This window comes from Aestuariivirga sp. (genome assembly GCF_046294715.1).
In the GTDB taxonomy this organism is placed as follows: domain Bacteria; phylum Pseudomonadota; class Alphaproteobacteria; order Rhizobiales; family Aestuariivirgaceae; genus Aestuariivirga.
Genome location: NZ_JBKBKI010000008.1, coordinates 148,439 through 160,464 on the forward strand (window position 1 = coordinate 148,439; position 12,026 = coordinate 160,464).

At 65.8% G+C, this 12,026-nt stretch carries 8 protein-coding genes and 1 pseudogene; 3 read left to right on the top strand and 6 right to left on the bottom strand.

Annotation, left to right across the window (positions count from 1 at the left end):
* The 4 genes from ACK4HL_RS08235 to ACK4HL_RS08250 form a co-directional block, all read right to left on the bottom strand.
* Entirely contained in the window at positions 1-1,113 is a 1,113-nt protein-coding gene (locus tag ACK4HL_RS08235; protein WP_409758471.1) for a microcin C ABC transporter permease YejB, read from the bottom strand.
* Positions 1,114-1,122: 9 nt separating this feature from the next.
* Entirely contained in the window at positions 1,123-2,937 is a 1,815-nt protein-coding gene (locus ACK4HL_RS08240; protein ID WP_409758473.1) for an extracellular solute-binding protein, read from the bottom strand.
* Positions 2,934-4,793 carry an extracellular solute-binding protein gene (locus ACK4HL_RS08245; RefSeq protein WP_409758476.1) on the bottom strand — a complete coding sequence of 620 codons (1,860 nt, stop codon included), beginning with the start codon at positions 4,791-4,793 and terminating at the stop codon, positions 2,934-2,936. The genes ACK4HL_RS08240 and ACK4HL_RS08245 overlap by 4 nt, the downstream gene beginning before the upstream one ends.
* Before the next feature lie 114 nt (positions 4,794-4,907).
* Positions 4,908-5,453, bottom strand: a complete 546-nt coding sequence (locus tag ACK4HL_RS08250; protein WP_409758479.1) for a c-type cytochrome — start codon at positions 5,451-5,453, stop codon at positions 4,908-4,910.
* A 113-nt stretch (positions 5,454-5,566) separates the two neighbouring features.
* Here ACK4HL_RS08250 and ACK4HL_RS08255 point away from each other — a divergent pair, with 113 nt between their 5' ends.
* Together ACK4HL_RS08255 and ACK4HL_RS08260 are read left to right on the top strand one after the other, a co-directional pair.
* Complete coding sequence (locus ACK4HL_RS08255) at positions 5,567-6,313, top strand: 3-deoxy-manno-octulosonate cytidylyltransferase (protein WP_409758482.1); 747 nt, start codon at positions 5,567-5,569, stop codon at positions 6,311-6,313.
* Positions 6,313-7,173 (top strand): prephenate dehydratase, encoded by an 861-nt coding sequence (locus ACK4HL_RS08260; protein ID WP_409758485.1) that lies wholly within the window; start codon positions 6,313-6,315, stop codon positions 7,171-7,173. The genes ACK4HL_RS08255 and ACK4HL_RS08260 overlap by 1 nt, the downstream gene beginning before the upstream one ends.
* A gap of 151 nt (positions 7,174-7,324) precedes the next feature.
* Here ACK4HL_RS08260 and nudC read toward each other — a convergent pair whose 3' ends face one another.
* Both nudC and ACK4HL_RS08270 read right to left on the bottom strand, forming a co-directional pair.
* Entirely contained in the window at positions 7,325-8,176 is an 852-nt protein-coding gene (gene nudC / locus ACK4HL_RS08265) for an NAD(+) diphosphatase (protein WP_409758488.1), read from the bottom strand.
* A gap of 76 nt (positions 8,177-8,252) precedes the next feature.
* Complete coding sequence (locus ACK4HL_RS08270; RefSeq protein ID WP_409758491.1) at positions 8,253-8,684, bottom strand: MerR family transcriptional regulator; 432 nt, start codon at positions 8,682-8,684, stop codon at positions 8,253-8,255.
* Positions 8,685-8,994: 310 nt separating this feature from the next.
* Here ACK4HL_RS08270 and ACK4HL_RS08275 point away from each other — a divergent pair.
* A pseudogene (locus tag ACK4HL_RS08275) lies at positions 8,995-12,026 on the top strand (hypothetical protein); the annotation flags it as partial.

A 12,026-nucleotide genomic window follows, 5' to 3' on the forward strand; every position in this document is an offset into this window, starting at 1 on the left:
CTAGACGTCCCGCTTCTCGAAGTCGATCCGCGGATCGATCCAGGTGTAGGTGAGGTCGGAGACGAGCTGCACCACCAGCCCCATCAGCGTGAAGATGTAGAGGCTGGCGAAGACGATCGGGTAATCGCGGTCGAGCGTGGCCTTGAAGAAGAGATAGCCGAGCCCGTCGAGCGAGAAGATCGTTTCGATCAGGAGTGAGCTGGCGAAGAAGGCGCCGATGAAGGCGCCGGGAAAGCCCGCGATGACCAGCAGCATGGCATTGCGGAAGACGTGGCCATAGAGCACCCGCGATTCGCTCAGGCCCTTGGCGCGTGCCGTCATCACGTATTGCTTGCGGATCTCGTCCAGGAAGGAGTTCTTCGTCAGCATGGTCATGGTGGCGAAGCTGCCGATCGCCATGGCGAAGAGCGGCAGCGCCAGGTGCCATGCATAGTCGGCGAGCTTGCCCCAGAGGCTCAGCTGCTCGAAATTGTCCGAGGTGAGGCCCCTGAGCGGAAACCAGCTGAAATAGCTTCCCCCCGCGAAGAGCACGATCAGCATGATGGCGAAGATGAAGCTCGGGATGGCATAGCCGATGATGATGACGCCCGAGGTCCAGACGTCGAAGGTCGAGCCGTCCTTCACCGCCTTTCTGATGCCCAGCGGGATCGAGACGAGATACTGGATAAGCGTCAGCCAGATGCCGAGCGAGATCGAGACGGGCAGCTTCTCGGCGATGAGGCTGACGACGGAGCGGTCGCGGAAGTAGCTCTCGCCGAAATCGAAGGTGAGGTAATTCGCCATCATCAGCAGGAAGCGCTCATGCGCCGGCTTGTCGAAGCCGAACTGCCGCTCGAGGTCCTTGATGAATTCGGGGTCGAGCCCCTGAGCGCCGCGATACTTGAAGGCGGTGCCGTCGCCGGCGGACCCCGGAGCCTGCTGGGAGCCGCCCGCCTCGTTCCCAGTATTGCCGCTGATGCGGCCGGTCGAATCCGAGTCCGTTCCCTGCATCTTGGCGATGACCTGCTCTACGGGCCCACCCGGCACGAACTGGATCACCGCGAAGGTCATCAGCATGATGCCCAGCAGCGTCGGGATCATCAGCAGGATGCGTTTCAGGATGTAGGCGCCCATGGAGCGGGATCAGTTTCCTGTGGCGATTCGCTTGGCCTTGGCCTCGTCATACCACCAGGTATCGAGGATGCCACGGTCGTATTTGGGCTTTACCGCGGGCCTCCCGAACTTGTCCCAGTGGGCAATCCAGTGGCTGCCCTTGTGCCAGTTCGGCACCCAGAACTGCTCGGCCCTGAGCACCCGATCGAGCGCGCGGCCGGCGACATAAAGCTCTTCCCGCGACTTCGCCTCGACCAGCCTGTCGATCAGCGCATCGATCTCGGGTGAGGCGACGCCCGACATGTTGTAGGTGCCGGGTTTCCTGGCGGAGTCCGAGCCGAAGAAGATGCGCAGACCGTCGCCGGGGGTGAGCCCTGCCATGAAGCGGCTGGAGATCACGTCGTAATCGTAGTTCTCCTGGCGGTCCTGGTACTGCGCCTCGTCCACGGTGCGGATCGTGGCGTTGACGCCGAGCAGGCGGAGGTTCTTCACATAGGGGCCCAGGATCCGCTCGAACACCGGGCTGTCGATCAGGAATTCGACGTCGAGTGTCTCGCCCCGGGCGTTGCGCCTCAGCGTGCCGTCCGCCGCCCAGCCTGCCTCGTCGAGGAGCTTCGAGGCCTCGCGCAGGAGTTTCCTGTCCTGTCCGGACCCATCGGAAACGGGCGGCTGCGCCACCTCGCCGAAGACCTCCGGACGAAGACTTCCGCGGAACGGCTCGAGAAGCGCGAGTTCCTCGGCCTTGGGCAGACCCTCGGCCTTGAGCGGCGACATCTCGAAGAAACTTGCAGTGCGCTCATAAAGGCCGAAGAACAGGTTCTTGTTGGTCCATTCGAAATCGAACGCGAGGTTCAGCGCCTTCCTCACGCGGATGTCCTGGAACTTCTCGCGCCTCAGGTTGAAGAAGAAGCCCTGGGCGCCCGAGGGCGTCTCGTCAGGAAGAACCTGCTGCAGGACGCGGCCGTCCTTCAGCGCGGGAAAGTCATAGGCCGTGGCCCAGTCGCGCGAGGTGTATTCCTCGCGAAGGTCGATCGTGCCGGCCTTCAGCGCCTCGAAGCCCGCGGTGCGGTCGCGGAAATAGTCGAAGCGCACCTCGTCGAAATTGTAGCGGCCGCGGTTCACCGGAAGGTCCCTCGCCCAGTAATCCTCGCGGCGGCCATAGGTGACGTATTCGCCCGGCCGGAAGGACTTGACCGTATAGGGCCCGGAGCCCAGCGGCGGCTCGAGCGTCGATTTCGAGAAGTCGACCTTTTCATAATAGGCCTTGGAGAAGATCGGCAGCGCCGCAACGGTGAGCGGCAGGTCGCGCGTGCGTTCGCCCTTGAAGCGGTAGCGCAGCGCATGAGGCGAGATGACCTCGCAGGCCTCGACGTCCCGGATGGTGATGCGGATCCTCTCATGACCTTCGGTGGAGAGCAGCCGGAAGCTGTCGCACACGTCTTCCGCGGTGAGCGGCGTGCCGTCGGCGAATTTCGCTTCCTGGCGCAAGGCGAAGGTGATGCTCTTGCGGTCTTCTGCAATGTCGGCCGTTTCGGCAACCAGGCCATAGAGCGAATCCGGCTCGTCGGTCGCCGTGGCCATGAGGCTGTCGAACATCAGTTCATAACCCTGCACGGCATCGCCGCGCAGGATGTAGCCGTTGAAGCTGTCGAAGGTGTCGACCGGCACGGGGCCGATCAGCGCGATCCTGCCGCCCTTGGGCGCATCCGGGTTGACGTAGTCGAAGTGCCGGAAGTTCGCCGGGTACTTGAGATCCCCGAATGCGGAGATGCCGTGGCTCGGTGCGGCCGGAGCCAGCGGCGCACCGAGCGCCAGCGCCAGGAAGGCGGCGGCAATCCGCCTCACTTCGCGGCCACCTTCTTCGCCTTCTCCTCGTCCCACCACCAGACGGAGGGAAAGCCGGTCGAGAGGTCGGGCAGCTTCTCGGGCCGCCCGAAACGGTCCCAGCGGGCGGTGCGCTCATAGTCGATGTACCACATCGGCACCACGTAGTGGTTCCAGGTCAGGGCCCTGTCGAGGGCCTTGCAGGCGGTGACGAGGCTGTCGCGGTCGGGTGCGTAGATCAGGGTCTCGATCAGCGAGTCGATCGCGGGGTTGGCGATGCCGACGAGGTTGCGGCTGCCGTTCCGGCTGGCCGCCTCGCTCCCCCAGAAATCGCGCTGCTCGTTGCCGGGCGAGAGCGACTGGCCCCAGTTGCCCACCACCACGTCGTAGTCGAATGTCTGGATGCGCCGCTCATATTGCGCGCTGTCCACCGTCTTCACCCCCACGCCGATTCCGAGGAGTTCGAGCTGCTGCTTGTAGGGGAGCGCGATGCGCTCGAAGAGCGGCGAGTCGAGCAGGAACTCGATGGTGAGCTGTTCGCCCGTGGCATTCTTGAGAATGGAGCGGCCGCCATCCTGCGTCACCGTCCAGCCGGCATCGTTGAGGAGCTTCGCGGCCTGGCGCAGGTTCTTGCGCCGGTTCTGCGGCGTGTCGTTCACGGGGTTCCGGTATTCCGCGGTGAAGACCTCGGGCGGCAGCTGCGCCTTGAGCGGCTCGAGCAGGGCAAGCTCCTGGGGCGAGGGCAGGCCCTTGGCCTCCATCTCGGAATTGTTGAAATAGCTCCGTGAACGGACGTATTGCCCGTAGAACAGGTTCTGGTTCGCCCATTCGAAGTCGAAGGCATAGTTGAGCGCCTGGCGCACCCGCACGTCCTGGAACTTGGGGCGGCGAATGTTCAGGGCCCAGGACTGCATGCCCTCCACCTGGCGCAGCCTGATCTCCTCCTTCACCACCCTGCCGGAGCGGATGGCAGGGAAATCATAGCCCGTAGCCCACATCTTGGAGGAGGACTCGGTGCGCCAGTCATACTGGTCGCCCTTAAAGGCCTCGAAGGCCACGTTCGCATCCCGGAAATAGATATACTCGATTTCGTCGAAGTTATCCTGGCCCACGTTCACCGGCAGATCCTTCGCCCAGTAGTCGGCAACGCGCTTCAGGCGGATCGAGGTGCCGGGCTTCACCTCGGCGGCGACATAGGCGCCGGAGCCCAGAGGCACCTCCAGGCTCGTCTCCTTGATGTCGCGCTGGCGGCCCTTCTCGTCCTTGCCCGTCCACCAGTGCCTGGGCAGTACGGGCATCTGGCCGGTGATCAGCGGCAGCTCGCGGTTGCCCTTCTGGGCGAAGGTGAAGGTCACCTCGTGATCGCCCGTCTGCTCCACCTTCGTGATGTTCTTGTAGTAGAAATTGTAGAAGGGGCTCGCCTCGCGGAGCGAAAGCATGCTCCAGATCACGTCCTCCGGCGTCATCGGCTTGCCGTCATGGAAGCGGGCCTCGGGCCGCAGCCGGTAGACGACCAGAGAACGGTCCTCGGGATGCCAGACGCCGCTCGCGACGAGGCCGTATTCGGTCGAGGGCTCGTCGAGGGCGGAGACGAGCAGCGCGTCGTTCACCACCGCGCTGCCGGCCTCGCCCTTGAAGGTGTAAGGATTGAGATTGTCGAAGGAGCCGACGAGGCCGAAGCGCACCCGCCCGCCCTTCGGCGCATTGGGGTTCACATAATCGAAATGCTTGAAGTCCGGTGGATACTTCACGTCGTTGAACAGTGTCAGGGCGTGGCGGAATTCGCGGTCCTGCGCTTCGGCGACTTGCACGCCGACGATCTTCGCGGCGGGCGCGAGGCCCGCGAGCTTGAGCAGGGTGCGGCGGTTCATGGTCATGAGGCTTAAAGAACTCCAAGCGCGGCGGCTGGTTCGAGTAAAGCAACCCCGCGGACAAAAGAAAACACCGGCAAGCGGCTTGCCGGTGTTAAATCTTCGTGAGCTTTGCGGCGTTTACGGGGCAGGGAAGGGCACCGGACTATCCGAGAGCGTGCCCAGATAGGCCAGCAGATTGGCCCGGTCGGCATCCTTCTTCAGGCCGCCATAGGCCATCTTGGTGCCGGGGATCGCCTGCTTCGGCGCGTGGATGAATTCGTTCAGCGCCTCGTAGGTCCAGGGTTCGGCCGATTTGGCGGCCATGGCCTCGGAATAGGCGAAGCCCTGCGCGGCTGCGTGGTTCCGGCCGACGATGCCCCACAGGTTCGGTCCCACCTTGTTGGGGCCGCCCTTGGCTGCGTCGTGGCAGGCGGCGCAGGCCTTGAACACCGCCTGGCCCTTCGCCGCGTCGGCCGAGGCGAGCAGCGTGCCGAGCGACACGGCCGGCGTTTCCGCCGCTTCCCCGCCCGCCGGCGTTTCCGCTTCCGCCACCTCGACGGCGAAACCGGGCTTCTCCGGCGTCTCCGTGTGGTAGATGATTCCTGCGAGTTCGTTCAGGCCGAACACGACCAGGGCCGTTCCCAGCACTGCTCCCGCAATCTTGTTGAATTCAAAGCTGTTCATGAAGGATCAGACCCCTTGAGCCGTCAGTCGGGCGCGGAAACTAGTGCTTTCTTGGGCCCGCCGCAATAGTATAAGGGGAATTGTATCATTTTGCCGCGCCTGCCCTTAAGCCCATGATAGAAAATCAGAATACCATCGTCGTGATCCCTGCCCGGATGGCCTCCACCCGGCTTCCCGGCAAGCCGCTGGCCGACATCAACGGCCTGCCGATGATCGTGCATTGCTGGAAGCGGGCGGTGGAGGCCAATGTCGGCCAGGTGCTCGTGGCGGCAGCCGAGATCGAGATCGCGGATGTGGTCCGGGCGCACGGCGGCGATGCGATCGTCACGAATCCGGCGCTGCCGTCCGGCTCGGACCGCATCGCCGAAGCCCTCTCCCTGCGCGATCCGCAGCGGCGCTTCGAACATGTGGTGAACCTCCAGGGCGATCTCCCGACCATCGACACGCTGTCGATCCAGCGCTGCCTCGCCGGCCTCGTCAACGAGGTGGCCGACATCTCCACCATCGCCGCCCGGATCGAGCGCGAAGAGGACGTGGCCAATCCCAACATCGTCAAGGCGGTCGCCCCCTTGAGCGAGGAGCGCGAGGTGGCCTTCGCGCGCGACTTCGTGCGCCGGGTGGGGCCGGAGCATTCCGGGCCCTTCTGGCATCACATCGGCGTTTATGCCTACCGCCGTCCGGTGCTCGAGAAGTTCGTGTCGCTTCCGGTGAGCGCCAGAGAGGCGGAGCGCAAGCTCGAGCAGATGCGGGCCATGGACAACGGCATGCGCATCGTGGTTGTGCGGGTTGACACGGTGCCCCTGGGCGTGGATACGCCCGATGACCTCGAAACCGCCCGCCGCATGCTGAGGAAAGCCTGATGCCTTCGAAGATCGCCTATCAGGGCGAGCCCGGTGCCAATTCGCACATTGCCTGCATCGAAGCCTATCCCACCTTTGAGCCCTTGCCCTGCGGCACCTTCGAGGACGCCTTCCAGGCGGTGGCCGACGGCGAAGCCGCGCTCGCCATGATCCCCATCGACAATTCGGTGGCGGGGCGGGTCGCGGACATTCACCACCTCCTGCCGCGCTCCAACCTGTTCATCATCGGTGAGCATTTCCTGTCCGTCCACCACCAGCTGATGATCGTGCCCGGTGTCGCCGCCTCGGATATCCGCACCGTCCACAGTCACGTGCATGCGCTGGGGCAGTGCCGGAAGGTGATCCGCGAGATGGGGCTGAAGCCCGTCGTGGCGGCGGACACCGCAGGCGCCGCCCGCGAACTCTCGCAGCTTCGCGAGCGCTCCCGGGCGGCGATCGCCACGCGGCTCGCCGCCGAGATCTACGGTCTCGACATCATTCGCGAGAACATCGAGGACGAGAGCCACAACACCACCCGCTTCGTGGTGCTCTCCGCCACCCCGCAGGACGCCGAGCCCGAGGACCAGCCGGTGATCACCAGCTTCGTGTTCCGGGTGAGGAACGTTCCGGCCGCTCTCTACAAGGCGATGGGCGGCTTCGCCACCAACGGCGTGAACATGACCAAGCTCGAGTCCTACCAGATCGAGGGCCAGTTCTCGGCCACCCAGTTCTACGCCGACATCGAGGGCCATCCCTCCGAGCGCAACGTGCGCCTCGCCATGGAGGAGCTCGAGTTCTTCACCAGCTACCTGCGCGTGCTCGGCATCTACAAGGCCTCGCCGCACCGCGCCGAACTCGCCAAGCGCCTGGCGCGGGGGTGAGCAGCCCGGTTCCCGAAATCCCCTCTCCCCTGGCGTGAGCCACGGGAGGGGGTGCCCGGAGGGCGGGTGAGGGCCTCCTTCCACGCGGATAGCGCGGTTTCCATGCCCTCAGCCGTCGCGTCTCGGAAACGAGCGAAGGAATCCTTCCGCCTCAGCCGGCGAGTGCCGTCTTCACCAGCCCATGGGCGATCGCCATCGGATTCGCCGCATAGAGTCCTTCCGGATGCGTGCGCTCCACCATCTGGCGGGCCTCGCTTTCCTCGAACCAGCGCGCCTCTTCGAGCTCGTTAGTGTCGAGGGTGATCTCGGAGGTGAGCGCCTCGCCGATGAGGCCGATCATCAGGTTCGAGAGAAAGGGCCATGGCTGGCTCGCCACGTAGCGCACCTCTCCCACGCGGATGCCCGCTTCCTCGAAAACTTCGCGGCGCGCGGCATCCTCGATCGTCTCGCCGGGTTCAACGAAACCCGCCAGTGCCGAATACATTCCCGGCTTCCACGCCTTCTGGCGCCCAAGCAGCACGCGTCTTCCGTGGCGCACGACAATGATCACCACGGGGTCGGTGCGCGGAAAATGGTCCATGCCGCAGCCCGCGCAGTGGCGGCGGTATCCCGCATCCGCGATCTCCAGCGTGTGGGCGCAATTGGAGCAGAAGTTCCGCCGCTCGTGCCACTGGATGAGAGAGCGCGCCTGGGCGAGGATGCCCAGTTCCTCGGGCGGCAGTGCTTCCTCCATCGCGAGGCTCCTCAGGTCCCTGAGACCCTCGGTCTCCTCCGTGCGGCAGGCGAACCATGGCGTTCCCGAACGGTCGAGACCGAGGAACACGGTGAGGCCGCCCGAGGGCGCGTTGGCGGTAAGAAGGCGGCCTGCGGCGATCAGCGTCTGATCGCCCGCGATGCGCACGAGCTTTGCATCCGGCCTCTGCCTCTGGCCGGCGATCCACTGCGCATCGGGCCGGTCATTGGCCCGGCGGTCGAGGGGATTCAGCACATAGGCGAGCGGCATGAGGCGATCCGGATGGAAAAAGGCACCCGGGTTTTCACCCGGATGCCTCTGAACGTGCAAGCTCCAATCGGAAGCGTCAGCTGTTGGCGGCCTTGGGCGCTGCGGACTCGCGCTCCTTCAGCATGCCGTCGACGACGACGACCGTGCGCTCGAGATCGGCAATGGCGTCCTCGAGCTCGACCCGCTGCTTCCTGAGCGCCTCGAGGCGCTCGCGCATCTTGGTCGAGGCGATGCGGAGCTGCGTCAGCTGGCCATCGCGGAGATTGTAGAGATCGAGCATTTCCTTGATCTCTTCGAGCGAGAAGCCAACCTTCTTGCCGCGCAGGATCAGCTGCAGGCGGGCCCGGTCGCGGTAGCTGAACAGCCGCGTCCAGCCGCGGCGGGCGGGGTGGAGAAGGCCCTTCTGCTCGTAGAAGCGCAGCGTCCGGGGGGTGACGTCGAACTCCCGGCACAGCTCCGTGATGGAGTAGGTGCGGTCACGGTTCGACCGCTCTTTGGTTTCAGTCATGCTCATGGTCAAGTGCTCCAAACCGAATGTGTCTCGCCGATACTGCCAGATATAGCCGCCTTTGCGTCAATTGTGTATCCCCTGCGTCAATTCCGCAAAACTGCCGGGAAAAGCTGGGTGCCAACCGATTTCAGGCCTCGCTGGAAGGTTTTTTCGTACCTCGGCGCGGCGAATCGGGCCGAAGGATCAATCGCTTAACTGAATCTTTACCAAACCGATTAACCTTTGGACAGGGAAATCCCGCGCTCTTTTCGTGGCCATTTCGTGGTGGCCGTTTCGGGGGGTGTCGGCAATCGAGAGAAGAAACATCATGAAACCGGGCATTCCGTGGAGCGTCAAGGGCATCGAACCCGAGGTCCGGGAGGTCGCCAAGGATGCCGCCCGCCGCGCCGGGATGACGCTGGGCGAATGGCTGAACAGCGTGATTCTCGAGCAGAACGAGCAGGCGGATGCCAGGCCGCAGCACGCGCCCGCTCCGGTGGAGCGTTTCACCGGGCGAGAGGCCTCGCCCGAGCGCCATGAAGCCTCTCCGCCGCCCGCTGCCCGGCGCGACGAAAACACACTGAGGCTTCAGGACATCGCACGGCAGCTTGCCGATCTCGCGCAGCGCGAGCGCGAATCCGCCGCCGTCCAGAGCTTCGAGCCGCCGCGCCCGGCGGGCGAGGACGAAGAGGTGCTGTCGCGCATCATCGAGAGGATCGAGGAGAACGAACGCCAGACGGTCGAGGCCTTCACCGCGGTGAACGAGAGGCTGTCCGTCCTCGGTCAGCAGATGGCGCTCGTGCCGCGCCAGCAGATGCCGGGCCGCCCGGAGGACGTCCCGGGCTACCCCGCGCTCGAAACCGCGATTCGCAATGTGGTGGAGCATCTCGAAGTCAGCGAGAAGCGGACGCGCGACCAGATCAGGGCCATGCAGGACAGGCTGGGCGAGGTGGCGGAACGCAGTGCCAGGCCCAGCGATCCGGAAGAGCTGCTGCGCGCGGCTCCCGCCTTCACCACCCTCGAGACTCGGATCGCCGATCTCGCCAGCCGCATGGCGCGCTCGGAGAACCTCCTCCATTCCGGCATGCCTGAGCCGGTCCGCCGCGAACTCGGAGAGCTCGGCGCCCGCATCGACGGTGTGCGCGAATCGACCGAAAAGATGGTGAGGGAGGCGCAGAGCGCAGCGCTCGGCGAGGCCCGCAGCGAACTGCGCGACATCGAATCCCGCATTCTCGACATCCTCAAGGAAGCGCAGACGACGATCGGCAGCCAGAGCAGCGCCATCGCGGACCTCGGCCGCATGCGCGCCGATCTCGGCGGCCTCGGCCGGCGCATCGAGGAGGTGAAGGGCGCCGCCGCAAGCCAGCACGACCTCCATGCCCTCCGGGTGGCCCTCGAGCAGCTCTCCACCCGGGTCGCACAAGGCCCCGACATGCGCCCGCTCGCCGACATGGACAGGCGCATCGGCGAGTTGTCCCGCCGCATCGAGCAGACGACGGCGGCGGCCCGCGAATTGCCGCAGTTCGGCGAGATCGAGCGCCGCATCGCCGAGATCGACCACCGTCTCGGCGAAGCCATCAGGCTGAAGGGTGACGGCGAGTCGATTGCAGCGCTGGAGCATACGATGGCCGCGCTCGGCGAAAGGGTGGGCCGCACCGAGGAGCAGCTGCAGCATCTCGAAACCATGGAGCGTGCCATCCGCCAGCTCTACGACGGGCTGGAACAGAGCCGCGCCACCTCCCGGGAGACGGCGGAAGAGGCGGCGAACCGCGCCGTCGAGCGCATGCTGGCTGCCCAGGGCGAGGCGGCTCCCTCGCCGGAGCTTAAGGCGCTCGAGGAAGGGCTGCGGGCGGTGCGCGAGAGTGCCGCGAGTGCTGACGAGCGCAACCAGGAGACACTCCAGGCCGTGCACGAGACGCTGGCCCAGATCGTGCAGAGGCTGGCGGAATTCGACGCGCAGCCGGCGCAGCCGCAGGACACCGCGCACGAGCAGCCCGTCTCGGCCGTTCTCCCGAAGCCACCGGCGGAGCCGGAGAAGACCAACGCCTTTGCTTCGCTGACGCCTGAACAGGTGCAAGCGGGCTTCGAAGCCGCGGCAAGTGCGGCGGCAGCTGTGCCGGAGGCCGCCAGCGCAGCTTCGGCGCCGCTCTCCGCCGGCGACGACTTCATCGCCGCGGCGCGGCGCGCGGCCCAGGCGGCCGCGTCGCGACCCTCGGCACTCCGCGCCGAATACACTGCCGTGCAGGAGCCGGCCAAGCCGAAGCGCTCGTTCTCGCTGCCCTTCCTGCGCAAGAAGTCCAAGCCGGCCGAGCCCATCCTCGCTGGAGATCTTCCGCCTCCGGCACCGGCCGAAGCGCCCAAAGCCGTCAAGGCGGCGAATGAGAACCGCGCCCGGCGCCGCCAGCTCGTTCTCCTCGGGATCGTGCTTCTCGCGGCCGCCTCGGCCTTCGCCTTCAACATGCTCGCCAAGCCCGGCAAGCTCCCCGGCCAGACGAGTGGCGTCGAAGAGCCTGCCGCGCCCTCGGCCCAGCAGGGCTCCGCTCTGGGGCTTGAAGCCCCGGGCCGCATCGGCCTCATGGACGTGCCCACGGATTCGCGCATCACCGGATCGCTTCCCGCCCGCAAGACGGATGCCTCGCTCTCCTCGATCGTGGCGGAACCCTCCGCCGCGCGCGCCGAGATGCCGCCGCCCGATGTGGGCACCCAGGCGCTTCGCGAGGCGGCCGCCCGCGGCGATGCGAAGGCGCAGTTCATCATTGCCAGCCGCTACCTCGATGGCCAGGGCGTGGCGCAGGATCTGACCAAGGCTGCCTACTGGTATCAGCAGTCGGCCTCGCGCGGTCTCGCTCCCGCACAGTACCGGCTTGGTACGCTCTTCGACCGCGGCAAGGGCGTGCCGCAGGACGCCGCCGCCGCCCAGCTCTGGTACGAGCGCGCCGCCGCCGGCGGCAACGTCAAGTCGATGCACAATGCCGCGGTGATCGCGGCCGGCACGCTTCTCGGCACGCCGAATTACGACAAGGCGTTCCGCCTCTTCAAGGAGGCGGCCGAGTACGGGCTGCATGACAGCCAGTTCAATCTCGCGGTCCTCTACGAGCGCGGCCTCGGCACGGGTATCGATGCGGCGGAGGCGTGGCTCTGGTATTCCCTTGCAGCCCAGCAGGGCGACGGCGACGCGGCAAAGCGCGCTGACACCCTGGCGAGGACCTTGCCGCCGGATGAGCTGAAACGGCTGAAGGCGAAGGTCGCGGCCTGGGGGCCCAAGAACAACGCCAAAGCAACCAACGTCGTGGCGGTCCCCAACCCCTCCTTGCAGCCCGCCACTGAAAACGCCACCCCCCCCCCCCTCCCTCCAGAACC